Origin of the sequence: Rhizobacter sp. (genome assembly GCF_032229685.1) — a bacterium.
Classification (GTDB): domain Bacteria; phylum Pseudomonadota; class Gammaproteobacteria; order Burkholderiales; family Burkholderiaceae_C; genus LMDS01.
This window is the reverse complement of the sequence record NZ_JAVTWP010000010.1, coordinates 69,293-94,907: the sequence shown is the minus strand read 5'-3', so window position 1 is coordinate 94,907 and position 25,615 is coordinate 69,293. Positions and strand designations below refer to the sequence as shown.

Sequence of the window (25,615 nt, the reverse complement as noted above, 5' to 3'; positions counted from 1 at the left end):
CGCACCTGACGCGACATAAAGAGTGAGCTTCACAATGAAGATGCTTCGACACACCTTGGTATGGCTGGTTTCGCTGGGCCTGGCGGCTTGCAGCGGCGGTGGTGGCAATGAGGGCAGCTCGCCCTTCGGTGGCGGCGGCGGAACCACGCCCCCGGCCTCGGCTGCGACAGCGGTCGACGTGATCGCCAGTGCCGTGCAGATCGGCAGCGGTGGTGACCAGGTCACGATCTCGGCCATCGTCAAGGGCGCCGGCAACGTGGCCTTGGCCGACGCGCCGGTCACTTTCTCGACCGATTCCGGCACGCTGACTTCGGCGGCTACCGTCGCCGACAAGGCTGGCGTGGCCACGGCCACATTGGCTGCCGGCTCGAACAAAAGCAACCGCAACATCACTGTCACTGCCACGTCGGGCGGAGCTCGCGGCCAGATCGTCATTCCCGTGGTCGGCACCGTGCTGACTTATGCGGGTGTGACCACGGTGACGCTGGGCGGGACAGCCAGTATTGGCGTCAAGGCGGTCGATTCGAAAGGCGCGGTGATTTCCGGCCTGGCCGTCGCTGTGACCAGCAGCCTGAACAACGGCCTCTCGGCGAACTCGATCACCACCGACTCGCAGGGCACCGCAACACTGACTTACACCGCCACCAACGCCGGCAGCGACAACCTCAAGTTCGACGCAGCCGGCGCCACGGTGACGAGCACGATCCAGATCAGTGCCGAAGCGTTCAGCTTCATCAACCCCGCCGCGGGTACGCGCATCGCGGTTGGCACAACCTCGCAGGTCACGCTGCAGTACCTCTCGAATGGCGCGCCGGTGGCGAACGCCACGATCCTCTTCGCCATCACGGCCGGCAGCGTTACACCGAGTGCCGTGACCGGCTCCAACGGTCAAGTGACCGTGTCAGTGACCTCGACCACCGCAAGTCCGGCCACCGTGCAGGCTACCTTCACGAACACCGGAACGGGCGTCTCGGCGCAGGCCACGTTGCCGATCTTGTTCGTGGCGGGCGCGCCAGCCAGGCTGGTCTTGCAAACCACGCCGACAGCCGTCGGCCCCAACCCGGGCGGCGCGACGGCCCAACAAGCACGCATCCTCGCGACGGTGACCGATTCCGCAGGCAACCCGGTCAGTGGCGTCGCCGTCAACTTCAACCGCATCGCCGACCCGAGCGGTGGCAACCTGAGCCTGGCTTCGGCGACCACTGACACCAGCGGTCAAGCCTCGGTGCAATTCATTGCCGGGCCGAACACGACGGCGAGCAACGGCGTGGTGTTGTCCGCCACCGTGGCCACCGACTCGACCGTGACCGGTACGGCTTCACTGACGGTGAACCAGAGCGCGCTGTTCATCGCGCTGGGCACCGGCAACGTGATCTCCAACATCGACCCGCAGACCTACAAGAAAGACTGGACGGTCTACGTGACCGATGCCAACGGCGTGGCCGTGCCGAACATCACCCTGACGATCAAGGTGCTGCCGACGCTCTATCGCAAGGGCCGGCTGATCTACGGTACGTCGACCTGGGGTTACGCGGCCGACGTCGTGACCTGCGCCAACGAAGATATCAACTACAACGGCGTGCTCGATGCCGGCGAGGACTCGAACGGAAGCCTGGTGCTCGAACCTGGCAACGTGATCTCAGTGACCACGTCCAACTCGACGAGCGTCGGCTCCACCGGTGTGCTGACCACTGACGCCACGGGGCGCGGCACCATTTCGCTGATCTACGCCGAGAGCTACGCGCCGTGGGTGCAGGTGAAGTTGCGTGCCGAGGCCATCGTGTCCGGAACCGAGTCGTTCAAGGAAGCGGTGTTCTTCGTCAGCGGTTCTTCCGAAGACTTCAGCAGTGCGACGAACCCACCAGCCGGCGTGGTCAGCCCCTTCGGCTCCGGCCCGCTCGGCGGCAGCCCTTCCTGCTCGGACCCGAACTAAACCGCGGTGATCCTCAGCCTCATCGGGATGCCCGGCGGTGGCAAGTCCACCGTCGCGCGGCATCTCGCGAAGCGGCTGAACCTGTCGATGGCCGATTCAGACCAGGTCATCGAAGAGCGGCTCGGCGAGTCGATCCGCAGCTTCTTCGAACGCGAAGGCGAAGAGAGCTTTCGCGATGTCGAGCAGGGCGTGCTCGCCGACATCACCAGCCGCTTCGACGGTGTGCTGGCCACCGGTGGTGGCAGCGTGCTGCGCGCCGCCAACCGCGCGATGCTGCGCGAGCGCACCACCGTGCTCTACCTCAACACCTCGCCAGAAGCGCTGTTCCGGCGCTTGCGTTTCGACACCAAGCGGCCGCTGCTGCGCGTCGACGACCCGCTGCAGCGCCTGCGCGACCTGCATGCGGTACGTGACCCGCTCTACCAGGAAACGGCACACTTCGTGGTAGCTACCGGGCGCTCGTCGATCCCGACGCTGGTGTCCACGATCCTGACCCAGCTCGAGCTCGGCGGGGTCATCGACCCCTACAGCGTGCCTTCGGTCGTCGACCCGCTGCTGCCCCATTGATGGCCGGTCGACGCGCCATCTGCCTTCAACCACCCCCGCCATGACTTCCGCACCCGCCCGCGTCACGATCGAGCTCGAAGGCCGCAGCTACCCGATCCTCATCGGCTCGGGCCTGCTCGACCGCCCCGAAACCTTCGAAGCCTTGCCTGCTGCCAGTGCGGCCGTGATCGTCACCAACGGCACGGTGGCGCCGCTCTTCGCCGACCGCCTCGCGCGTGCGCTGCAAGGCAAGTTCGCCAGTACGCACCTCGTGACCTTGCCCGACGGCGAGTCGTACAAGGACTGGGCGACGCTCAACACCATCTTCGACGCGCTGCTCGGCGCGGCCTGCGACCGCTCGACCACGCTGTTCGCGCTCGGCGGCGGCGTGGTGGGCGACATGACCGGTTTCGCGGCAGCGTGTTACATGCGCGGTGTGGCCTACGTGCAAGTGCCCACCACCTTGCTGGCGCAGGTCGACTCGTCGGTCGGTGGCAAGACCGCCATCAACCACCCGATGGGCAAGAACATGATCGGCGTGTTCAACCAGCCGCTGCTGGTGGTGGCCGACATCGACACGCTCGACTCGCTGCCGGCGCGCGAACTTGCCGCCGGCCTGGCCGAGGTCATCAAGTACGGCCCGATCGCCGACCACGCGTTCTTCGAATGGCTCGAAGAGCACCTGCCGGCTTTGGTCGCACGCGATCGGCCGACGCTGGCCCGAGCGATCCGGCGCTCGTGCGAAATCAAGGCCTGGGTCGTGGGGCAGGACGAGCGCGAAGCCGGCCTGCGCGCGATCCTCAACTTCGGGCACACCTTCGGCCACGCGATCGAGGCGGGCCTCGGCTACGGCGCCTGGCTGCACGGCGAGGCCGTCGGCTGCGGCATGGTGATGGCGGCCGATCTGTCGGCCCGGCTCGGGCTGATCGACGCGTCCTACGCTTCGCGCATAGCCCTGCTGATCGAGCGTGCGGGCCTGCCGGTGCGCGGCCCGGCCCTCGGCGTGGAGCGTTACATGGAGCTCATGCGCGTCGACAAGAAGGCCGAAGCCGGTGAAACGAGGTTCGTTCTGATCGACGGCCAGGGCAGTGCGCGCCTGAGCCGCGCGCCGCGTGCCGTGGTGGCGCAGGTGATCGAACAACACACCGCCTGACGGCCGAGGCCCGTCCGCCAGCCGTGGCGGCCCGGCCATGACCGTGAACTGCGGCACGGCCGCCACACGGCCGCTTGCCGTCTGGCGAGTCAGCTCTTCCGTTCGTCGGCCGGCGCGTGCCTGAGCGCATCGGCCTCCATAAACTGCCGTCAAGTACTGGGAAGGTCCCGAATGCGCGTCCAAAAAGGTTTCACCCTCATCGAAGTCATGATCGCGGTCGCCGTGGTCGCGATCCTGAGTGCCATCGCGATTCCGAGCTACACCGACTACATCCGCCGCGCCCGCATCACCGAGGCCACCTCGGCGCTCGGCGCCATGCGGGTCAAGTTCGAGCAGTTCTTCCAGGACAACCGCACCTACGCGGGCGCCTGCACCGTGGCGCCGGCGGTCTCGGTCGCGATGCGGCCGGTCGACACGGTCAATTTCGCGTTCACCTGCCCGGTGCTGAACGCCACCAACTACACCATCCGTGCCACCGGCGTGGCCGGCTCCAGCATGGCCGGCTTCACCTACCAGATGGCCATGGCGCCGCTCACGGGCGTGGTGATGTCCACACCGGCGCTGCCCACCGGCTGGACCACCCGCACCGACTGCTGGGTGCTGAAGAAAGACGGCGCATGCTGAAGCAGCGCGTCGCCCGGGGCTTCACCCTCGTCGAGGTGCTGGTGGCGCTCGTCATCGTCGCCCTCATGGTGATGGTGAGCCTGCCCTCGATGACGACCTATTTCCAGAACTCGAAGATCAGCACGGCCGCGCAGTCTTACGCGGCCGGCCTGCAGATCGCCCGCACCGAAGCGATCCGCCGCAACACGCAAGTCCAGTTCCTGCTGACCGACACCGACATCGCCACGGCCGACATCGCCAACGCCGCTGCTCCCTCGGCAACCGGGCGCAATTGGGTTGTGCGCGAGTGCGATGCGGTTGCCGGAACCTGCACATTCGTCGACGCCAAGTCGGCTCTGGAGGGCTCGGGTCAGATCGCCGGCAGCGTGCCGACGGTGGCCGTCACCGGCAGCGCCGTGCTCCCACCGGCGGCGTTCGGCGGCATGGTCGCGTTCAACGGCTTCGGTGGCACCACGACCACCAGCGAAATCCAGCTCAACATCAACAACCTCGCCGGTGGCGCGTGCGGCCCGGCGGGCCCGATGCGCTGCCTGCGCGTGCGGGCCGCGCCGGGCGGCCTGGTGCGGGTGTGCGACCCGCAATTGCCGATCGGCGACAGCCGTTCGTGCCTCTGACGCGGTTCTGAAAGAGCAACGAGCATGCGCACTCAAAAACAGCAACGCGGCTTTCTGGTCATCGAGGCCCTGATCGCGATCCTGATCTTCTCGCTCGGCATCCTCGGCCTGGTGGCGATGGGCAGCACGGCCATCGGCGCGCAGTCCGACGCACGGTTTCGCACCGATGCCGCTGCGCTCGCCGACGAAATCGCCAACCAGATCGCCGTGACGGTCGCGCGCAGCACAACCCCGGTCACCGGCGCCGACCCGGTGCTGGTGGCTTCGCTCAACACCTTCGCGCACCTGCCGACCGGTGCCGCCGGCCCGGCGGGGTGCCCGTTCGGCGGCGCCGCCTCGACCAACCCGGTCGTGCTGGCCTGGGCTGCTGGCGTGCTCGCCGGCCCGCGCCGGCTGCCCGGTGCCACGGCCACCAGCCAGCAGATCCTGGTCGACACCGCGAACTTCAACCGGGTCGACATCACCGTGTGCTGGCAGGCCCCGAACGATCAGGCCATGCGGCGCCACACGCTAGTGACCTACATCAACTGATGCGCACCATGAAGCAGCTTCGCTCACACACGGCCAGCCCGCGCCACGCGCGCGGCTTCAGCCTGGTCGAGATCCTGGTCGGCGTGGCGATCGGCGTGGTCGGCATGCTGGTGATCTTCAAGACCATCGCCACCTGGGACACGCACTCCCGCTCCACCACCGCCGGCAGCGACGCACAAAGCGCCGGTGCGCTGGCGATGTTCAATCTCGAGCGCGACGTGAAGCAGGCCGGCCTCGGCTTCATGGGCATCGGCCCGTCGCTTCCCACGGCGCCGCCCAACTCGCTGGGTTGTGCCGTGACTGGCGTCGACACGCTGACCGGCCGCAACCTGGCCTTCAACATGGTGCCGGTCGAGATCGTTCTCGCCGGTGGCCAACCCGACACCATCAACGTGCTCTACGGCAACTCGCCGTTCTTCGTCTCCGAAGAGCAGTTCACCGCATCCACGGGCACGAGCAAGACGCTCGCGCGCCGCAACGGGTTCAAGACCGGCGACCTGGCGATCGCGGCGGTCGGTGCCAACTGCAACCTGCTGCAGGTGACCGACGACACCAACCCCGACGGGCGCACCATCACGCACGCCGACGGCGTGACCTTCCCTAACTTCTACGCCACCCCGGCCGGCACGCTCACGGCACGCTACAACTCGGCGGCATTGCCGGCGCTGGGCGCCCTGGGCAACATCTACAGCCTCGGGCCGGCGCCGCGCCGCGCCTCGTGGGTGGTCGACACGGCCGCCGGCAACCTCACCAGCACCGAGCTCATCGGTGGCGCGCCGGCCTTCGTCGTCGGCGAAGGCGTGGTCAACATGAAAGCGCTCTACGGCCTCGACACCGACGGTGACCGCCGCGTCGACACCTGGAGCAACACCACCCCGGCCACCCCCGCTGCCTGGGCCCAAGTGCTCTCGGTGCGCGTGGGCATGCTGGTGCGGAGCCGCCAGTTCGAAAGAACGGCCGACCAGAGCGCTTCGGGCGTGCCGGCCGCGGTCACGCCGAATGTGCCCAACTGGTCGGGCGACGCGCTCGGCGTGCCCAACAGCGCCTTCGTGATGACCAACGTCGACGGCTCGCCCGACTCCTTCGGCCCCAACGATCCGAACCCGCTCAACTGGCGCTTTTACCGCTATCGCGTCTACGAAAAAGAGATTCCCTTGCGCAACGTCATCTGGGGCATGACACCATGAATTCCCGAATCCAGATTGTTGGCACGCGCTTGCGCGCCCGCCTCGCGGCACGGCGCAGCGAGCGCGGTGTGGTGATGTTCGTGGCACTCGTCGTGCTGATCGTGATGACGCTCGCCGGCCTGGCCATGCTGCGCCAGATGAGCTCGGGCGTGTCGATCGCCGGCAATATCGCTTTCAAGCAGGGGGCCACGGCGGTCGCCGATGCCGGCATCGAAGCCGGCCGCAACTGGTTGACGGTGAATTCGGGCCTGCTCGGCGCCGACGCCCCGGCCAACGGCTACTACGCCACCTGGGCCGGCAATGTCGACCCCACTTCGGCCGACTGGGCACCCATGTGGAATGCCGTGCCCGACGCATTGGTCACCAACAGCGGCAGCGTGCGCTGGATCGTGCAGCGCCTGTGCGCCTTGCCCGGCCCGTCTTTCGGTGGTGCCCAGCAGTGCTCCGATTCCATTCCTTCTTCGGGTGGCGGTGGCAGCAAGGGTGGCGGTTCTTACGGCGATGCCCCGTCGATCCTGATGCCCACCCCGTTCTACCGTGTCACGGCCCGTGTCGTCGGGCCGCGCAACACCGTCAGCTACACCCAGGTCGTCTTGAACTGAAGACGTCGGATTCAGGGAGAAAACAATGAACAGCATCCTACAACTCCTCGGCCCGGGCCGAACTTGCCTCGCGCTTCGCAGCGTGCTGGCACTGGCCGTGGCCACGCTCGGCGCGGGCTCCGCGCTGGCGGCGCAAACCGACATCTCGAGCACGCCGTTCTCGAGCACCACCTCGGCGCAGGCCAAGCCGAACATCATGCTGCTGATGGACACCTCCGAGTCCATGGCCCGCACCCACATGCCTGACGAGGTTGAAGTGGCCACCGGCACCGGCAGCGTGGGCTACAAGGCGGCGCAGTGCAATGTGCTGTACTACAACCGCAACCAGACCTACCTGGTGCCCAAGCGCCCCGACGGCACGCTGTTCCCCACGCCCAGCTTCACTGGCGCAGCCTACGCCGGCTACGTGAGCTACTACGTCGCGCCCGATGTGTCGGACCTGTCCACGGTCAACCTGTCGACCTCGTTCATCCCGTACGAGTCCAAGACCCTGCGCGCGCCGCCGGTCGGTGGCCCCGCGACGCCGGGCGCGGCCTACTACTACTACTACACCGGCTCGCAGACGCTGTCGTACGCGGCGGCTCCCTGTACCGACACCGACAACCTCACGGGCAATGCATCGAAGGGTGCGACTGGCGGCGGCAACTGGATCCGTGTGGTCGTGGGCGCCTCCAGCGGCCCCTCAGGCGCCGACGAGCGCACCAACTTCGCGATCTGGTATTCGTACTACCGCACGCGGATGAGCCTGACCAAGAGCGCCGCGAGCCTGGCGTTCACGCCGCTGACCGACAGCTTCCGCGTCGGCTTCGTCACGGTCAACCCGAAAGACACGCCCAGCAGCGCATCGATCAACTCGAGCAAGTACCTCGCGATCAACGACTTCAATTCGACCCAGCGCACGGCCTGGTTCAGCAAGCTGTTCTCGCAGTCGCCGGGCGGTTCTTCACCTGCGCGTGAAGGCCTGGCGCGAGTCGGCCGCCATTTCGCCGGCATGACCGACGGCATCAATTCCGGCATGCCCGAAGACCCGGTTCAGTACTCGTGTCAGCAGAATTTCACGATCATGACGACCGACGGCTACTGGAACGCCGGCGCAGAAACCCCGAGCCGTGGTGCAGTGCAGATCGATGGCACCACACTGGTGGGCCAACAAGACGGGTCGCTCACCGATGCTTCGGGCCTGACACCGCGCCCGCTGTGGGACGGCTCGCTCACGTCGGTGCAGACCACGCGTGACGCGTCCAACTTCTACTACGACGCGAACTGCAACGGCCCCGCGCTGTTGCGCACGACCTCGCAGCGCCTGGCCGCCACCAAGCAGTTCACTTCCAGCACCGAGCAGACCCAGCGCACGCGCACGCAGTACACCACCAGCACCTTGCAGGCGCTGCAGAGCACCACGCAATACACGACGAGCACGGTACAGACCAACCGCACCACGCAGCAGTACACGCTCAGCACGGTGCAGACGCTGCAGGGCACGAACCAGCTTCTGGCCAGCACCACCCAGCGCAGCCGGGTGACGCAGCAGTACACCACGAGCACGCAGCAGATCTATTCGGCGACGCTGCAGTACACGCGTGCCACATCGCAAACGAAGCGCACGACGCTGCAATACAGCACACAGACTTCGCAGACTTTCGCAACCACCTACCAGCGCAGCCTGGCCACGCAGCAGTACCAGCAAGGGCAGACGCAACTGAAGATGCGTCAGTACCAGATCCTGTCGTACGACGGCCTCACCGAGCGCGACACCCCCGTGGCGTCTTGCACCCCCGGTGGCAGCATCAGCTGCAGCACCCGCGAAGTGACGCCGCTGACGCCGGTCGCGAGCTGCACCCCCGGCACCACGGGCTCGCCGAACTTCATCGTGACCACCTGCACCACGACCACCGTGGCTGCGGTTGCGCCGATCGCTTCTTGCACGCCGGGCACCACGACCAGCGCCGCGCCGAACTACGTGACCACCACCTGCACGACGTCTTCGACCGCTGCCACGCTGGTGGCCTCGTGCACGCCGGGCACCTCGAACAGCGGTGCGCCGAACTACGTGACCTCGACCTGCACCAACATCCCGATCACCACGAACGTGGCGGTGGCGAGTTGCACCAACGGCACCACGGCCGCGCCCAACTACGTGACCACGTCGTGCACGACCAACACGTCGACCGCCACGCCGGGGCCGGCGTGCACGGTGGGCACCACCGGCGGCTCGACCTCACCGTTCATTCGCACGATCTGCTCGCTCACGATCAACCAGGTCAACGTCAACGTGCCGAGCAGCCCGGCCTGTACCGACCAGACCGCCGGTTCGGGCAATGCCTGGACCAGCATCAGCTGCAACACGACCACGACGCCGGCCACGCCGATCAACTCGACCTGCACGGCCGGCACGACCAACAACGCCGCGTATCTGTACACCACCTGCGCCATCAACACCATCGCGGCCAGCGCGCCGACGAACGTGGCGACGTGCACGGCCGGCTTCGGTGCTGCACCCAACTACTACTACACGCAGTGCTCGCCAACCACGGCCACCACGCCTGCCGGAGTGGCCTCGTGCACGCCGGGCACGACGATCGGCGCGGCGCCGAACTACGTGCGCACCACGTGCGCCTACACCAACAACACCGTGTTCCTGGCCGCCGCCACGACCTGCACGCCGGTGCTGCCGACGTCGGGCAATGGCTACCTGAGCGTTCAGTGCAACACCGCGACCACCCCGCCGACGCCGGTGGCGTCGTGCACGCTGGGCACCACCAACAACGGCGCGCCGAACTGGGTCTATACCACCTGCACGCAGGTCACCACGCCGGCCGTGCCGGTGGCTGCCTGCGTGGCCGGCAACAGCGGCCCGCCGAACTACATCGTCACCACCTGCACGCCAGTCGTCACCCCCGCGGTCGGTGTGCTGACCTGCGTGCCGGGCACCACCACGGGCCCGGCGCCGAACTACCTCACCTCGACCTGCACGTACAACAACGTGACGGTGCCGGTGCCGGCCGTTCCGGCCTGTACCAACCAGACCGCGGCGCCTGGCAACCAGTACACGACCATCGGCTGCACGACCATCACCACGCCGACCGTCAACGCGCCGGCCTGCACGCCGGGCGTGACGGTCAACGGCAGCTATGTCTACACCACCTGCACGCAGAACAACCTCACGTCCAACGTGCCGGTGGCGAGCTGCACGGCCGGCACTGCTGCCGCGCCGAGTTACCTCGTGACGACCTGCCCGGCCCCGGTGACGACGGCGGCCGTGGGCGTGGCCTCGTGCACACCTGGCACCACGACCGGCCCGGGCCCGAACTTCATCCAGACCACGTGCGCGCTGAGTGTGACCAGCGTGTACCGCGCGAACCCCGGGGCTTGCGTCGTCGACCCGCCGACAGCGGCGAACAACTACGTCGACACGGCCTGCAACACCACCACGGTACCGGCTGCATTCGTCGCTTCGTGCACACCGGGCTTCAGCACCACCGGCGCGCCGAACTACGTGAACACGACCTGCGTTGAAGTGCCAGGCACACCACCCACGCCGGTCGCCACCTGCACCGCAGGCGTCGGACCGGCCCCGGCCTACGTCAACACGGTGTGCACCGACGGCCCGGGCACCGGCCCGACGCCGGTGTTGGCCTGCACCAACGGCAACAGCGGTGCGCCCGACTACATCACCACCTCGTGCGCGACCGGCACGGCGCCCGGCCTGCGGCGTGTGTACGACTCGACCATCACGAGCGTGCTGCAGAACTTCAGCGGCAGCATTCCGATCGGGTCGCCGACACCGGGCCCGACGTCCACGCTCACCAACCAGCCGACCGATGGCATCTGCTACATCACCGGCCTGAGCACGCCGCCTGCGCTGCCGGTGCCCAACCCGTACCGCCCGGCGCCAGCCGAGCCGCCGCTCGCGACCGCCTCCGCGGCGTCGTGCACCAGCGGCTGGCCATGCGTGACCAGCGTGTCGGTGGCCGGTGGCAGCACCAATTCGCTGGCCGACGTGGCGCAGTACTACTACGTGACCGACCTGCGGCCGGGCGCCGCCTGGCCGAACACCGGCCCGGGCAGCGTTCCCGCGATCGGTGGCGGGCCCGAAGACGACCGCGCCACCTGGCAGCACATGACCACGTTCACGATCGCGCTCGGTGTGTCGGGCACGCTGAACTACCGCTCCGACTACCGCAGCTCGGCCGCGACCACCGGCGACTTCGCCGACCTTCGCACCGGCACCAAGAGCTGGCCGATCTGGCCCGACCCGGCCATCGACTACAGCAATCAGGACAACTGGAACAACGCCCGCTCGATCGATGACTACTGGCACACCGCCGTCAACGGCCGCGGCCAGTACTTCAGTGCCGGCAACCCGACCTCGGTGATCGCCGGCCTGAGCGGTGCCCTGGCCGGCATCACGGCCCGGGTGGCCTCGGGTTCGAGTGCGGGTGCTTCGAGCCTGCAACCGACCGCGGGCGACAACTTCGCGTTCGTCGCGAGCTATGTCACCTCGAAGTGGACCGGTGACGTGCGGGCCGAACTGATCGACTTGGTCACCGGCGTGATCGGCACGACCACGATCGACGGTACGGGGGCGACTGTGCCTGGCGCGCCGGTCTGGTCGGCGCAGACGCGGCTCGACGCGCTGACGGGCTTGCAGTGCGACAACCGGCAGATCTTCCTGATGCGCGCCGGAGCTCCCGACAACAAGGTCAACTTCAGCTGGAACACGCAGGCCTGCGACGGTGCGATGGCACCGACCGGCGCCGCCGACACCGGGTTGAACTCGACTGAACGGGCCTACTTCACCGGCGCCAACATCACCGTGCTGAGCCAGTACCCGAGCATGACCGACGGCTCTTCATCGACCGTCGACCAGCGCAGTGCTGCGTCTGGTGCCAACCTCGTCAACTTCCTGCGTGGCCAGCGTGGCAACGAAGGCTTCGAGTCGGGCACGGCCAACAAGTTGTACCGCGACCGCGAGCACGTGCTCGGCGACATGGTCAACGCGCAGCCGGTCTACGTGAAGGGCCCGTTCGCCGACTACGGCGACGCCGGGTACCAGGCCTTCAAGACCGCCAACGCGTCGCGCACGCCGATGGTCTATTCGGCCGCGAACGACGGCATGCTGCACGCCTTCTACGCCGGCACCAGCGTGACCGACCCCGACGGCGGCCGCGAGGCGTGGGCCATCATCCCGAGCGCCGTGTTGCCCAACTTGTACAAGCTCGCCGACGCGAACTACAAGAACACGCACCAGTACTCGGTCGACGGCACGCCGACGGTGGGCGATGTCTTCGACACCGCCACCTCGTCGTGGAAGACGCTCCTCGTGGCCGGCCTCAACGCCGGCGGCAAGAGCTACTACGCGCTCGACGTGACCAACCCCGCCACACCACACGCGCTGTGGGAATTCAAGTGGAGCAGCACCTGCTATGACGGTACGCCGGCCACCGCAGGCTCCGATTGCCACCTGGGCTACTCGTTCGGCCGGCCCGTCATCACCAAGCTGAGCAGCGGCCAGTGGGTCGTGATGTTCACGTCGGGCTACAACAACATCAGCTCGCCGCCTGCGGCTGGTGACGGTGTCGGTTATCTCTACGTGCTGAACGCAGTGACCGGCCGGATCATCCACAAGATCTCGACCGGCGTGGGCGACTCCACCACGCCGAGCGGCCTGGGCCAGATCAACAACTTCGTCGACAACACGATCGTCAACAACACGACCGTGCGGGTCTACGGCGGCGACATGCTGGGCAACGTGTGGCGCTTCGACGTCAACAACAACCTGGCGCCGAGCGGCCTCGAAGCTTCGCTGGTGGGCACCGCCACCGACCCCGGCGGCGCGCCCGAGCCGATCACCGTGCGCCCCGAACTCGCCGAAGTCGACGGCAAGCCGATGGTCTTCGTGTCGACCGGGCGCCTGCTCGGAGCGAGCGACGTGAGCGACCTGCAGGTGCAGTCGATCTACGGGATCATCGATCCGCTCGCCGGCAGCCCGGCCTACACGAACCTGCGCTCGGTGCTCAAGCCGCTGGCCATGACACAAGTGGGCGCAGGCCCGTCGGCCTACCGCACCGTGGCTTGCACCGGCACCACGGCGCAGTGCGGCACGAGCAACGGCTGGGTCGTGAACCTGCCCGACTCGGGTGAGCGCGTGAACGTCAACATGGAGCTCGTGCTGGGCACGCTCATCGTCGGCAGCAACGTGCCGCAGAGCACGGCCTGCAGCTCGGGCGGCTACGGCTGGATCAACTACCTCGACTTCGCCACCGGCCTGGCCGTCACCGGCAGCCCGAACCAGAGCGTGTCGGTGATCCAGGACGGCGGCCTGATCGCAGGTATCAAGACGATCCAGTTGCCGGGCGGCCAGTTCAAGACCGAAATCCGCAAGGGCGACGGCACGAACGCGGTCGGCACGCCGCCGATCGGGCCGGCCGCACCGCGTGGCAACCGCATCAGCTGGCGCGAGATCGCGCAGTAAGCGGCGAGGGGCCTTGGCGACCTGGCTCGCGCCCCGGCCGCCTTTCGGGGGTGGCCCTGCCGCCGGGTCGGCGGGGCGGCTGCGGGTGCTGGTGGCCGGTGTGCTGGCGATCGCCTTGCACGCCGTCTTGCTGATGCCGCAGCGGCCGACCCTGGTCGGCAGCGCGCTGAACGAACCGCCGCCGGTGATGGCCGTGAGGCTGCTGACACGCGAAGCCGTTGCGCCCGCCGCACCTGTTCTTGCGGCAGAGGCCTTGGTGCCGGTCGTGCCGGCGGTGCAGGACGCCGCGCCAGCATTGCCACCGCCACCGACTGCCGTGCGCGCCAGCGCGAAGGGAGCCGGGGCGGCCACGGCATCGATGGCCGAAGCGCCTGCAGCGGGCGCGAAGCTCGCACCGGCTGGTGGCGCTGTCCCTGCGCCGCCCGCCCCCATTGGGCTGCCGCCCGCGCCCGACTATTTCGCCGGGGGGCGCCTCGACCCCGGGCCACGCCCTCTCGAGGACGTGGAGCCGCTGTACCCCGAAGAGGCCAAACAGCAGCAGGGCTCGGTCGTGCTGCGCCTGCTCATCAACGAGGCGGGCACGGTCGACAACGTTGCCGTCGTGCGCGCCTTCCCCGCGGGCTTGTTCGAGAGCTCGGCGCTCGAAGCCTTCGGCAAGGCCAGGTTCTCGCCGGGCCGCATGCTCGGCGTGGCGGTGAAGAGCCAGATCACGATCGAAGTGATGTTCACACCCATCAACCGCGGCAAGGTCTCGGGCCGGGGATACTGAAGCGCGCCGGGCGGCTGCCCGGGCGTGTTCGCTACAGTCGCGGTCTCGGGCTCCCGCCCACAGCTCCAAGCCTCGATCCTTCGCATGGCGCGTCTCAGCCGCTTCGTTGTTGCCGGGCAGGCTCACCATGTGGGCCTGCGTGCCGTGGCCGGTGGCCAGGCATTCATCGATGCTGCCGACCACCTGCTGTTTCTCGAAGCTTTGCGGCGCAGTGCCTCGGAGAACCATGTCGCGGTCCACGCCTGCACACTGTGGGCAGACGAGGTGCAGTTGCTGGCCACGCCGGTGGCCGCCGAAGACCTCGGCCGCACGATGCAGGCGCTGGCGCGCTTCTATGTGGGCGCCTTCAATCGGCGGCACGGGCGCAGCGGCGCGCTGTGGCAAGGGCGTTTTCGCGCCGCGCCGGTCGGTGGAGCGGCCGAATTGCTGAACTGCATGCTCTACATCGAACAGGCGCCGCGCCGCTACGGCGCTTCCGGCCCGGTCGTGGACTTCATGTGGTCGAGTGCTGCCCACCACGCCGGCATTCGGCACGATCCCATGCTGGCCGGTGTGCCGCCTGCTTCTGGCTACTGGCTGCTCGGAAACACGCCTTTCGAGCGTGAGGCGGCCTACGCTGCACTGCTGGAAGTGCCACTGCCCGCCGAACAACTCGCCCGCGTCGAGGCCAGCACCATGAAAGGCTGGGCGATGGGGTCTGGCGAGTTTATTGCTAGCCTGGGTTCAGAAACTCCGAGGCGGCCCGTCGCCCGGGCGCGTGGCCGGCCGCGCAAGGCGGTCTGAGCCCACGAGCGCTCGCGCCGATGAGCTGCGAAATGTAGTGTCCCTATTTAATGGGCTGCGAATGCAAAACCCACATTAATAGTGTCTGACCCCATTTAATAGCAATTGATGCCATTGCTGCACTGCAGTATTCTCCTTTCCCCGAGAAAGCCAGCCTGCGAGAACGCCATGCGCACGAACCCTTCCGACCTCAGTTCAGTGGCTTCTGCAACCGCTGCCGAAATCGAGACCGCGGCCCTCGGCGGCCTGTACGACCCGCGCCAGGAACACGACGCCTGCGGCGTGGGCTTCGTGGCGCACATCAAGGGCCGCAAGGCGCACAGCATCGTCGAGCAGGGCCTGAAGATCCTCGAGAACCTCGACCACCGCGGCGCGGTCGGTGCCGACAAGCTGATGGGCGACGGCGCCGGCATCCTGATCCAGATCCCCGACGAGTACTACCGCGCCGAGATGGCCGCGCTCGGCATCGAGCTGCCGCCGCCCGGCGAGTACGGCGTGGGCATGATCTTTCTGCCCAAGGAACACGCTTCGCGCCTGGCCTGTGTGCAGGAACTCGAACGCGCGGTGAAGGCCGAAGGCCAGATCCTGCTCGGCTGGCGCGACGTGCCGGTCGACGCCGAGATGCCGATGTCGCCGACGGTGCGGCTGAAAGAGCCGATCCTGAAGATGATCTTCATCGGCCGCGGCCCCGACGTGATCGTGCCCGACGCGCTGGAACGCAAGCTCTACGTGATCCGCAAGACTGCGTCGGCGGCCATCCAGGCGCTCAAGCTCACGCACAGCCGCGAGTACTACGTGCCCAGCATGAGCTGCCGCACCGTCATCTACAAGGGCCTGCTGCTCGCCGACCAGGTGGGCAAGTACTACAAGGACCTGCAGGACCAGCGTGTGACCTCGGCGCTCGCGCTGGTGCACCAGCGCTTCTCGACCAACACCTTCCCCGAGTGGCCGCTCGCGCACCCCTACCGCATGGTGGCGCACAACGGCGAGATCAACACCGTCAAGGGCAACTTCAACTGGATGCGTGCGCGCGAAGGCGTGATGAAGTCGCCGGTGCTCGGCGACGACCTGAAGAAGCTCTACCCGATCAGCTTCGAGCACCAGAGCGACACCGCCACTTTCGACAACGCACTCGAGCTGCTGGTGATGAGCGGCTACTCGCTCGCCCACGCCGCAATGATGATGATCCCCGAGGCCTGGGAACAGCACTCGACGATGGACGAGCGCCGCCGCGCGTTCTACGAGTACCACGCCGCGATGATGGAGCCCTGGGACGGCCCGGCCGCGATGGTCTTTACCGACGGCCGCCAGATCGGCGCCACGCTCGACCGCAACGGCCTGCGCCCCACGCGCTACATCGTGACCGACGACGACCTGGTGGTCGGCGCCTCCGAATCCGGCGTGCTGCCCATGATCGCCGAGAACCGCATCGTCAAGAAGTGGCGCCTGCAGCCCGGCAAGATGCTGCTGATCGACCTGGAGCAAGGCCGCATCATCGAAGACGAAGAACTGAAGAACCAGTTCGCCTCGGCCAAGCCTTATCGCCAGTGGATCGAGAGCGTGCGCGTCAAGCTGGAAGACGTGCCGGCTGGTGTGCGCCCGGCCGCGCCAAAGGAGCCGCTGCTCGATCGTCAGCAGGCCTTCGGCTACACCCAGGAAGACATCAAGTTCCTGCTCAGCCCGATGGCGCAAGCCGGCGAAGAAGGCATTGGCTCGATGGGCAACGACTCGCCGCTGGCGGTGCTGTCGGACAAGAACAAGCCGCTCTACAACTACTTCAAGCAGTTGTTCGCGCAGGTCACGAACCCGCCGATCGACCCGATCCGCGAGGCGATCGTGATGTCGCTCGTGTCATTCATCGGACCGAAGCCGAACCTGCTCGACATCAACGCGATCAACCCGCCGATGCGGCTCGAAGTGCCGCAGCCGATCCTCGACTTCGACGACATGGCGCGGCTGCGCGAGATCGAAAAGCACACCGGCGCCAAGTTCAAGAGCTACGAGCTGAACATCACCTACCCGCTCGTCTGGGGTGACGAAGGCGTGGAAGCCAAGCTCGCATCGCTGTGCGCCGAGAGCGTGGACGCGATCAGGAGCGGCCACAACATCCTGATCATCAGCGACCGCCACATGGACCGCGACGCCGTCGCCATCCCTGCCGTGCTGGCGCTGTCGGCGATCCACCAGCATCTGGTGCGCGAAGGCCTGCGCACCACCGCCGGCCTCGTGGTCGAGACCGGCTCGGCGCGCGAAGTGCATCACTTCGGCGTGCTCGCAGGCTATGGCGCCGAAGCCGTGCACCCGTACCTGGCGATGGAAACGCTCGTCGACATCCACAAGGATCTGAGCGGCGACCTCTCGGCCGAGAAGGCGATCTACAACTACGTGAAGGCGGTCGGCAAGGGCTTGTCGAAGATCATGTCCAAGATGGGCGTGTCGACCTACATGTCTTACTGCGGCGCGCAATTGTTCGAAGCCATCGGCCTCGACAAGCCGATGGTCGAGAAGTACTTTCGCGGCACCGCGAGCCAGGTCGGTGGCATCGGTGTGTTCGAGGTGGCCGAAGAGGCGATCCGCATGCACAAGGCGGCCTTCGGCGACGACCCGGTCTTGGCCGACATGCTCGACGCCGGCGGCGAATACGCCTGGCGCGTGCGCGGCGAAGAACACATGTGGACGCCCGACGCGATCGCCAAGCTGCAGCACAGCGCGCGTGCCAACAAGTTCGAGACCTACAAGGAATACGCGCAGATCATCAACGACCAGTCGCATCGGCACATGACGCTGCGCGGTCTGTTCGAGTTCAAGTTCGACCCGGCCCGATCGATCCCGCTCGCCGACGTGGAACCGGCGGCCGAGATCGTCAAGCGTTTCGCCACCGGCGCGATGTCGCTCGGCTCGATCAGCACCGAGGCGCACGCCAACCTCGCGGTGGCGATGAACCGCATCGGCGGCAAGTCGAACACCGGCGAAGGTGGCGAAGACCCGGCGCGTTACCGCAACGAGCTGAAGGGCATCCCGATCAAGCAGGGCACCAAGTTCAGCGACGTGATCGGGCCGGGCAACATCCAGGTCGACTTCGCGCTCAACGAAGGTGATTCGCTGCGCTCGAAGATCAAGCAGGTCGCGTCGGGGCGCTTCGGCGTCACGACCGAGTACCTCGTGTCGGCCGACCAGTTGCAGATCAAGATGGCGCAGGGCGCCAAGCCGGGCGAGGGCGGTCAGCTGCCAGGCGGCAAGGTGACCGACTACATCGGCAAGCTGCGTTACTCGGTGCCCGGCGTCGGCCTCATCTCGCCGCCGCCGCACCACGACATCTACTCGATCGAAGACCTGGCGCAGCTGATCCACGACCTGAAGAACGCGAACCAGCGCGCCAGCATCAGCGTCAAGCTCGTCAGCGAGGTGGGCGTGGGCACGATTGCCACCGGCGTGGCCAAGGCCAAGGCCGACCACGTGGTGATCGCCGGCCACGACGGCGGCACGGGCGCGTCGCCGTGGAGTTCGATCAAGCACGCCGGCACGCCCTGGGAACTGGGCCTGGCCGAAACGCAGCAGACCCTGGTGCTCAACCGCCTGCGCTCGCGCATCCGCGTGCAGGCCGACGGCCAGATGAAAACCGGGCGCGACGTGGTGATCGGAGCGCTGCTCGGGGCCGACGAGTTCGGCTTCGCGACCGCACCGCTGGTGGCCGAAGGCTGCATCATGATGCGCAAGTGCCACCTCAACACCTGCCCGGTCGGCGTGGCCACGCAAGACCCGGTGCTTCGCGCCAAGTTCCAGGGCCGGCCCGAGCACGTGGTGAACTTCTTCTTCTTCGTCGCTGAAGAAGCGCGCCAGATCATGGCGCAGCTCGGCATCGCGAAGTTCGACGACCTGATCGGCCGCGCCGACCTGCTCGACACCAAGAAGGGCGTGGCGCACTGGAAAGCGCGTGGCCTCGACTTCAGCCGCATCTTCCAGTTGCCTTCGGCACCCGCCGACGTGGCGCGCCGCCAGACCGAAGAACAAGACCATGGCCTGGCTCGCGCGCTCGACGTGAAGCTGATCCAGAAAGCGATGCCGGCGCTGGAGCGTGGCGAGAAGGTGCAGTTCATCGAAGAAGTGCGCAACGTCAACCGCACGGTCGGCGCCATGCTCTCGGGCGAGCTGATCCGCCGCCACCCCGAAGGCCTGCCCGACCAGAGCATCTTCATGCAGATGGAAGGCACGGGCGGCCAGAGCTTCGGTGCTTTCCTGGCCAAGGGCATCACGATCTACCTGATCGGTGACGCCAACGACTACACCGGCAAGGGCATGAGCGGCGGCCGCATCGCGATCCGCCCGAGCATCGAGTTCCGTGGTGACGCCACGCAGAACATCATCGTCGGCAACACCGTGTTGTACGGTGCCACCAGCGGTGAAGCTTTCTTCCGCGGCGTGGCCGGCGAGCGTTTCGCGGTGCGTTTGTCGGGTGCGTCGGCTGTCGTCGAAGGCACCGGCGACCACGGTTGCGAATACATGACCGGCGGCACCGTGGTCGTGCTCGGCAAGACCGGGCGCAACTTCGCAGCCGGCATGAGCGGCGGCGTGGCCTACGTGTACGACGAAGACGGCACGTTCGCGTCGCGCTGCAACACCTCGATGGTGTCGCTCGACAAGGTGCTGGGCGCGGCCGAACAGGAAGCGGGCGGCAATCAGGGCCTGTGGCACCAGTCGCAGACCGACGAATCGCTACTGAAGAAGATGGTCGAAGACCACCACAAGTGGACCGGCAGCCTGCGTGCGCGCCACATCATGGACCACTGGGTCGAGTCGCGCAGCAAGTTCGTCAAGGTGTTCCCGAACGAATACAAGCGGGCGCTCGGCGAGCAGGCGGCGAAGGCCGCGCTGCTTGGCAGCGAGTCGAAAGCGGTGCAGGAGGCTGGCAACACCATCGCCAAGGCGAAGGGCGCCGAGCCGAAGAGCAAGACCGTTCCGGCGAAGTAAGCCGCGCAGTTACCAGCAACACGACCACACGAGACATCATGGGCAAAGTCACCGGCTTCATGGAATACGAGCGCCTGGAAGAGGGCTACGCGCCCGTCGCCCAGCGCCTGAAGAACTACAGCGAGTTCGTGATCGGCCTGAAAGACGCCGATGCCAAAGTGCAGAGCGCACGCTGCATGGACTGCGGCACGCCGTTCTGCAACAACGGTTGCCCGGTCAACAACATCATCCCGGACTTCAACGACCTCGTGTACCGCGGCGACTGGAAGAACGCGTTCGCCGTGCTCGACTCGACCAACAACTTCCCCGAGTTCACCGGCCGCATTTGCCCGGCGCCGTGCGAAGCGGCGTGCACGCTGAACGTGAACGACGACGCGGTCGGCATCAAGAGCATCGAGCACGCGATCATCGACCGCGCTTGGGCCGAAGGCTGGGTCGTGCCGCGCAAGGCGAAGCAGAAGACGGGCAAGAAGATCGCCGTCGTCGGCTCGGGCCCGGCCGGCATGGCGGCGGCGCAGCAACTCGCGCGCGCGGGCCACGACGTGACGCTGTTCGAGAAGAACGACGCCATCGGCGGCCTGCTGCGCTACGGCATCCCCGATTTCAAGATGGAAAAGAGCCACATCGACCGGCGCGTCGCGCAGATGCAGGCCGAAGGCGTGACCATGCGCACCGGCGTGCTCGTCGGCAAGATGCCCGAAGGCAGCAAGGTCACCAACTGGGCCAAGGAAACGATCACGCCCGAACAGCTGAAGGCCGAGTTCGACGCGGTGCTGCTGACCGGTGGCGCCGAAGCCTCGCGTGACCTGCCGGTGCCGGGGCGTGATCTCGAAGGCATCCACTTCGCGATGGAATTCCTGCCGCAGCAGAACAAGATCAATGCCGGCGGCAAGATCAAGGGCCAGCTGCGTGCCGACGGCAAGCACGTCGTCGTGATCGGCGGTGGCGACACCGGCAGCGACTGCGTGGGCACGAGCAACCGCCATGGCGCGGTCAGCGTCACGCAGTTCGAGCTGATGCCGATGCCACCCGAGCAGGAGAACAAGCCGCTCGTGTGGCCCTATTGGCCGATCAAGCTGCGCACCTCGTCGAGCCACGAAGAAGGCTGCGAGCGCGAGTTCGCGATCGCCACCAAGGAATTCATCGGCGGCGAAGGCAAGGACAAAGGCAAGGTCAAGGCGCTGAAGGCGGTTCGGGTCGAATGGCAAGGCGGCAAGATGGTTGAAGTGCCGGGCAGCGAACAAGTGCTTCCGGCCGACCTGGTGCTGCTGGCGATGGGTTTCGTGAGCCCGGTGGCCAGCGTGCTCGAAGCGTTCGGGGTCGAGAAAGACGCGCGTGGCAACGCCAAGGCGAGCATGGACTTCAGCGGCGGCTACGCCACCAACGTGGCCAAGGTATTTGCCGCCGGCGACATGCGGCGCGGCCAGTCGCTCGTCGTCTGGGCGATCCGCGAAGGCCGCCAGGCGGCGCGCGCGGTCGATGAATTCCTGATGGGCGCGAGCGACTTGCCGCGCTGAGCGCCGCTCTGTAACTGCGCGTTAAGGTGTTTGCGGCAGTCCTGCGCGTGCGCAGGGCCCATGCGACAATGTTTCGAGCGATGCCGACGCCCTGCCTCACGGGCGTTCCGGGCCTCTCACCCGCGACAAGAACATCTCACGAATGCCGAGTGAAACTCCCACGCCGAACGCCGATCACTTGACACCCGACAAGCTGATCGAGATCGACCACGTCAGCTTCGGGTACGACGCCAGCCGCAGCATCCTCAACGATGTGTCGCTCGAGTTCGAGCGTGGCAAGGTCACCGCGATCCTCGGCGGTTCGGGTTGTGGCAAGACCACCTTGTTGCGGCTGATCGGCGGTGTGCATCCAGCCACCAAAGGTGTCGTGCGTTTCGATGGCGAAGTGGTCGATACGCGCAACAAGGAACAACTCTTCAAGCTGCGCCGCCGCCTGGGCATGCTGTTCCAGTTCGGCGCGCTGTTCACCGACCTGTCGGTGTTCGAGAACGTGGCCTTTCCCCTCCGCGAACACACCGACCTGGCCGAACCGATGATCCGCGACATCGTATTGATGAAGCTGAACGCGGTCGGCCTGCGCGGCGCGGCGCCACTGCGCATCTCCGAGATTTCGGGTGGCATGGCGCGCCGGGTCGCACTCGCGCGAGCGGTGGCGCTCGACCCCGAAGTGATCATGTACGACGAGCCTTTCGCCGGCCTTGACCCGATCTCGATGGGCGTGGCCGCGAACCTGATCCGCACGCTCAACGACACCACGCGCGCCACCTCGCTGATCGTCTCGCACGACGTTCAGGAGTGTTTTGCGATCTGCGACTACGCCTACCTGATGTCGTCGCAAGGCCGCGTGGTGGCCCATGGCAAACCGGCCGAACTGAACGCGTCGGAAGACCCGGAAGTGCGCCAGTTCATTCGCGGCGAACCCGACGGCCCGGTGCGCTTTCACTACCCTGCCAAACCGCTGGCCGAAGACTTCGGGGTGGCGGCATGAGCGGGCTCGTGAGCGCCGTCGGCCGCAAGACGCTCGATGTGCTCGAGTCGCTCGGCCACCACGCCTTTTTCTTCTACGACCTGCTGCGCAACATCCCGGCTGCGCTGCGCCGGCCGTTCCTCGTGGTGGCGCAGATCCACTCGATCGGCAACCTGTCGCTCGTGATCATCATGTCGTCGGGCCTGGCGGTCGGCTTCGTGCTGGCGCTGCAGATGTACTACGCGCTGGTGACCTACGGCGCGTCGGAATCGCTCGGCTTGATCGTCAACCTCTCACTGGTGCGCGAGCTCGGTCCGGTCGTCACCGCGCTCCTGTTCGCAGGCCGCGCCGGCACCTCGCTCACGGCCGAGATCGGCCTGATGAAAGCCGGCGAGCAGCTCGCCGCGATGGAGATGATGGCCATCGACCCGAAGAGCCGCGTGCTCACGCCGCGTTTTCTCGGCGGCATCATCTCCATGCCGATCCTGGCGATCCTGTTTTCTGCGGTCGGCATTCTCGGCGCGTACGTGGTGGCCGTGCTGCTGATCGGCGTCGACTCCGGCAACTTCTGGTCGATCATGCAGAGCAGCGTCGACGTGAAGCGTGACGTCGGCAACGGCATCATCAAGAGCATGGTGTTCGGCGTGATCTGCACTTTCGTGGCGGTGTATCAGGGCTATGAAGCGAAGGCCACGCCCGAAGGCGTGGCACACGCCACCACACGCACGGTCGTGATCGCATCGCTCGGCGTGCTGGCGATGGACTTCGTGCTCACGGCGTTGATGTTCTCGACGCCGTAGAACCAGGTTTGAAGGGAAAAGACGATGGGCAAAAAAGGCATTGAAACCATGGTGGGCGTGTTCGTGCTGCTCGGCATGGCGGGGCTCGTGTTCCTGGCGTTGAAGGCCGCGAACCTCGGCAGCTTCAGCGGCGGCGACACCTACACGCTGATGGCCAAGTTCGACAACATCGGCGGCCTGAAGGTGCGCGCGCCGGTGCGCAGCGCCGGTGTCACCGTGGGCCGGGTCGCGTCGATCACGCTCGACGCCAAGACCTACCAGGGCGTGGTGCGGCTCGAGATGGAACGCTCGGTGCAGTTCCCGAGCGACTCGTCGGCGCGCATCCTCACCTCGGGCCTGCTCGGTGACCAGTACGTCGGCCTCGAGGCCGGTGCCGAAGAAAAGGTCTTCGTCGCGGGCGACACGATCAAGTCCACGCAGTCGGCGGTCGTGCTCGAAAGCCTGATCAGCCAGTTCCTGTTCAGCAAGGCCGACGATGCTGGCGCGGCTGCTGCACCGGCCGGGGCGGGAGCGAAGAAGTGACCCGACACCGCGGGCCCTTGCGGTTCGCCTCCGTGTTGTTGCTGGCCTTGAGCCTGCTGTTCAGCGCCTGTGCCACGATCCCCGACGCACACGGCGCCGGCCAGAAGCTCGACCCGTGGGAAAACTGGAACCGCAAGGTCTTCGCGTTCAACGAAGGGCTCGACGAGAACTTCCTCAAGCCCGTGGCCACGGTCTATGCCAAGGTCGTGCCGCAGTTCGTACGCCGCGGTGTCGACAACTTCTTCGGCAACGCCGCCGACGCCTGGTCGGCCATCAACAACCTGCTGCAGGGCAAGTTGCGCTACGCGATGGAAGACACGGTGCGCTTCACGACCAACAGCGTGTTCGGCTTTGCGGGCTTGCTCGACATCGCCACCGAGTTCGGGCTCGACCACCGCTACGAAGACTTCGGGCAGACGCTGGGCACCTGGGGCTTCGGCGCCGGGGCCTACGTGGTGTGGCCGCTGTTCGGGCCCTCGTCGGTGCGCGACTCGATCGCCTTGCCGCTCGACCGTTCGGTCTCGCCGGCCTTGGTCATCGACAACGGCGGCGCGCAATGGAGCATCACGGCCTTGCAAGTGATCAACACGCGCGCCAACCTGCTCGGCGCCAGCCAGCTGCTCGACGACATCGCGCTCGACAAATACGCGTTCCTGCGTGACGCCTATCTGCAGCGCCGCCGCAGCCTGGTGTTCGACGGCGACGAGCCGGCATCGCCCAACCCGGCCGACGATGCCGATGTGCCCATGCCGGCCGCGGCTGCATCGGCACCGACGCCGGCCGCTTCCGCAGCCGCCGCCGCGCCGGCCGCCTCTGCCGCTTCGGCGCCGAAGTGACAATTCGCAACATGGGTCGCGTCTGTTTCCCTGTGAACGAAGAAGCTGCTTGCCGCGTTGATGATCTCGCCCCGTGCTGAACCAAAAGTGCGGCGCGGGCTCTGAGAAACGTGGGGCCGCGTGCGGCCCGCGAAACGAAAGGAATTGTTGGATGACCACGAACCGAATCACTGCCTGGCTGTCTGTGGCCGCGCTCAGCCTGGGGTGTGCCTTCGCGCAAGCCCAGGCCACCAAAGCCCCTGACGCGCTCATCAAGGAAGTCTCGACCGACGTGCTCGATTCGGTGCGCGACGACAAGTCGATCAAGGACGGCGACGTGCAGAAGGTCATCGCGCTGGTCGATGCCAAGGTCATGCCGCACGTCAACTTCCAGCGCATGACGGCTTCTGCCGTGGGCCGCTACTGGCGCCAGGCCACGCCCGAGCAGCAGAAGAAGCTGCAGGACGAGTTCAAGGTGCTGCTGGTGCGCACGTATTCCGGCGCCCTCGCGCAGGTGCGTGACCAGACCGTGCAGCTCAAGCCGATGCGCGCGAGCCCTGAAGACAAGGAAGTGGTGGTGCGCACCGAGATCCGCGGCCGCGGCGATCCGATCCAGCTCGACTACCGGCTCGAACAGGTGGCCGGCGGCTGGAAGATCTACGACGTGAACGTGCTCGGCATCTGGCTGGTCGAGAACTACCGCAACACCTTCTCGCAGGAGATCGGTGCCAACGGCATCGACGGCCTGATCGCCAAGCTCGCCGAGCGCAACGCCAAGGCCTCGGCCGGCGGCGCCAAGAGCTGAAGCG

Annotated in this window: 18 protein-coding genes; all 18 read left to right on the top strand. The window is 66.8% G+C overall.

Features of this window, described 5'->3' with window-relative positions; genetic code table 11:
- The first annotated feature begins 34 nt into the window (after positions 1-34).
- Positions 35-1,933 carry a beta strand repeat-containing protein gene (locus AC30PD_RS04060; protein ID WP_489534358.1) on the top strand — a complete coding sequence of 633 codons (1,899 nt, stop codon included), beginning with the start codon at positions 35-37 and terminating at the stop codon, positions 1,931-1,933.
- Between the two features lie 6 nt (positions 1,934-1,939).
- Positions 1,940-2,500 carry a shikimate kinase gene (locus AC30PD_RS04055; RefSeq protein ID WP_489534357.1) on the top strand — a complete coding sequence of 187 codons (561 nt, stop codon included), beginning with the start codon at positions 1,940-1,942 and terminating at the stop codon, positions 2,498-2,500.
- Positions 2,501-2,540: 40 nt separating this feature from the next.
- Positions 2,541-3,632, top strand: coding sequence for a 3-dehydroquinate synthase (gene aroB / locus AC30PD_RS04050; RefSeq protein ID WP_489534356.1), 1,092 nt, complete (start codon positions 2,541-2,543; stop codon positions 3,630-3,632).
- Between the two features lie 171 nt (positions 3,633-3,803).
- The gene (locus tag AC30PD_RS04045; protein ID WP_489534355.1) at positions 3,804-4,256 is read left to right on the top strand and encodes a type IV pilin protein; all 453 of its coding nucleotides are present in this window, start codon (positions 3,804-3,806) and stop codon (positions 4,254-4,256) included.
- Complete coding sequence (locus tag AC30PD_RS04040; protein WP_489534354.1) at positions 4,250-4,870, top strand: GspH/FimT family pseudopilin; 621 nt, start codon at positions 4,250-4,252, stop codon at positions 4,868-4,870. The genes AC30PD_RS04045 and AC30PD_RS04040 overlap by 7 nt, the downstream gene beginning before the upstream one ends.
- Positions 4,871-4,894: 24 nt before the next feature.
- Entirely contained in the window at positions 4,895-5,401 is a 507-nt protein-coding gene (locus tag AC30PD_RS04035) for a hypothetical protein (protein WP_489534353.1), read from the top strand.
- A gap of 8 nt (positions 5,402-5,409) precedes the next feature.
- The gene (locus AC30PD_RS04030; protein ID WP_489534352.1) at positions 5,410-6,588 is read left to right on the top strand and encodes a PilW family protein; all 1,179 of its coding nucleotides are present in this window, start codon (positions 5,410-5,412) and stop codon (positions 6,586-6,588) included.
- Positions 6,585-7,190, top strand: coding sequence for a pilus assembly PilX family protein (locus AC30PD_RS04025; protein ID WP_489534351.1), 606 nt, complete (start codon positions 6,585-6,587; stop codon positions 7,188-7,190). Before AC30PD_RS04030 ends, AC30PD_RS04025 begins: the two co-directional genes overlap by 4 nt.
- A 25-nt stretch (positions 7,191-7,215) precedes the next feature.
- A complete protein-coding gene (locus tag AC30PD_RS04020) occupies positions 7,216-13,665 on the top strand; it encodes a PilC/PilY family type IV pilus protein (protein ID WP_489534350.1) in 6,450 nt (2,149 codons plus the stop codon).
- A gap of 13 nt (positions 13,666-13,678) precedes the next feature.
- Positions 13,679-14,434 (top strand): energy transducer TonB, encoded by a 756-nt coding sequence (locus AC30PD_RS04015; RefSeq protein ID WP_489534349.1) that lies wholly within the window; start codon positions 13,679-13,681, stop codon positions 14,432-14,434.
- An 84-nt stretch (positions 14,435-14,518) separates the two neighbouring features.
- The gene (locus tag AC30PD_RS04010; protein ID WP_489534348.1) at positions 14,519-15,217 is read left to right on the top strand and encodes a transposase; all 699 of its coding nucleotides are present in this window, start codon (positions 14,519-14,521) and stop codon (positions 15,215-15,217) included.
- Positions 15,218-15,385: 168 nt separating this feature from the next.
- The gene (locus AC30PD_RS04005) at positions 15,386-20,185 is read left to right on the top strand and encodes a glutamate synthase-related protein (RefSeq protein WP_489534347.1); all 4,800 of its coding nucleotides are present in this window, start codon (positions 15,386-15,388) and stop codon (positions 20,183-20,185) included.
- A gap of 38 nt (positions 20,186-20,223) precedes the next feature.
- Entirely contained in the window at positions 20,224-21,702 is a 1,479-nt protein-coding gene (locus AC30PD_RS04000; RefSeq protein ID WP_489534346.1) for a glutamate synthase subunit beta, read from the top strand.
- A 142-nt stretch (positions 21,703-21,844) separates the two neighbouring features.
- Positions 21,845-22,690: an ABC transporter ATP-binding protein gene (locus AC30PD_RS03995; protein WP_489534345.1), complete on the top strand. Its 846-nt coding sequence runs from the start codon at positions 21,845-21,847 to the stop codon at positions 22,688-22,690.
- Complete coding sequence (gene mlaE / locus AC30PD_RS03990) at positions 22,687-23,469, top strand: lipid asymmetry maintenance ABC transporter permease subunit MlaE (protein WP_489534344.1); 783 nt, start codon at positions 22,687-22,689, stop codon at positions 23,467-23,469. Before AC30PD_RS03995 ends, mlaE begins: the two co-directional genes overlap by 4 nt.
- 24 nt (positions 23,470-23,493) lie before the next feature.
- A complete protein-coding gene (gene mlaD / locus AC30PD_RS03985; protein ID WP_489534343.1) occupies positions 23,494-23,991 on the top strand; it encodes an outer membrane lipid asymmetry maintenance protein MlaD in 498 nt (165 codons plus the stop codon).
- Between the two features lie 17 nt (positions 23,992-24,008).
- Positions 24,009-24,827, top strand: coding sequence for an MlaA family lipoprotein (locus tag AC30PD_RS03980; RefSeq protein ID WP_489534342.1), 819 nt, complete (start codon positions 24,009-24,011; stop codon positions 24,825-24,827).
- A gap of 151 nt (positions 24,828-24,978) precedes the next feature.
- Positions 24,979-25,611, top strand: coding sequence for an MlaC/ttg2D family ABC transporter substrate-binding protein (locus tag AC30PD_RS03975; protein WP_489534341.1), 633 nt, complete (start codon positions 24,979-24,981; stop codon positions 25,609-25,611).
- The last annotated feature ends 4 nt before the right edge of the window (positions 25,612-25,615 follow it).

Coding starts and splice junctions, on each gene's coding strand:
- AC30PD_RS04060 (WP_489534358.1), top strand. CDS start 35: ATGAAGATGCTTCGACACACCTTGGTATGGCTGGTTTCGCTGGGCCTG.
- aroB (WP_489534356.1), top strand. CDS start 2,541: ATGACTTCCGCACCCGCCCGCGTCACGATCGAGCTCGAAGGCCGCAGC.
- AC30PD_RS04045 (WP_489534355.1), top strand. CDS start 3,804: ATGCGCGTCCAAAAAGGTTTCACCCTCATCGAAGTCATGATCGCGGTC.
- AC30PD_RS04040 (WP_489534354.1), top strand. CDS start 4,250: ATGCTGAAGCAGCGCGTCGCCCGGGGCTTCACCCTCGTCGAGGTGCTG.
- AC30PD_RS04035 (WP_489534353.1), top strand. CDS start 4,895: ATGCGCACTCAAAAACAGCAACGCGGCTTTCTGGTCATCGAGGCCCTG.
- AC30PD_RS04030 (WP_489534352.1), top strand. CDS start 5,410: ATGAAGCAGCTTCGCTCACACACGGCCAGCCCGCGCCACGCGCGCGGC.
- AC30PD_RS04025 (WP_489534351.1), top strand. CDS start 6,585: ATGAATTCCCGAATCCAGATTGTTGGCACGCGCTTGCGCGCCCGCCTC.
- AC30PD_RS04020 (WP_489534350.1), top strand. CDS start 7,216: ATGAACAGCATCCTACAACTCCTCGGCCCGGGCCGAACTTGCCTCGCG.
- AC30PD_RS04010 (WP_489534348.1), top strand. CDS start 14,519: ATGGCGCGTCTCAGCCGCTTCGTTGTTGCCGGGCAGGCTCACCATGTG.
- AC30PD_RS04005 (WP_489534347.1), top strand. CDS start 15,386: ATGCGCACGAACCCTTCCGACCTCAGTTCAGTGGCTTCTGCAACCGCT.
- AC30PD_RS04000 (WP_489534346.1), top strand. CDS start 20,224: ATGGGCAAAGTCACCGGCTTCATGGAATACGAGCGCCTGGAAGAGGGC.
- AC30PD_RS03995 (WP_489534345.1), top strand. CDS start 21,845: ATGCCGAGTGAAACTCCCACGCCGAACGCCGATCACTTGACACCCGAC.
- mlaE (WP_489534344.1), top strand. CDS start 22,687: ATGAGCGGGCTCGTGAGCGCCGTCGGCCGCAAGACGCTCGATGTGCTC.
- mlaD (WP_489534343.1), top strand. CDS start 23,494: ATGGGCAAAAAAGGCATTGAAACCATGGTGGGCGTGTTCGTGCTGCTC.
- AC30PD_RS03975 (WP_489534341.1), top strand. CDS start 24,979: ATGACCACGAACCGAATCACTGCCTGGCTGTCTGTGGCCGCGCTCAGC.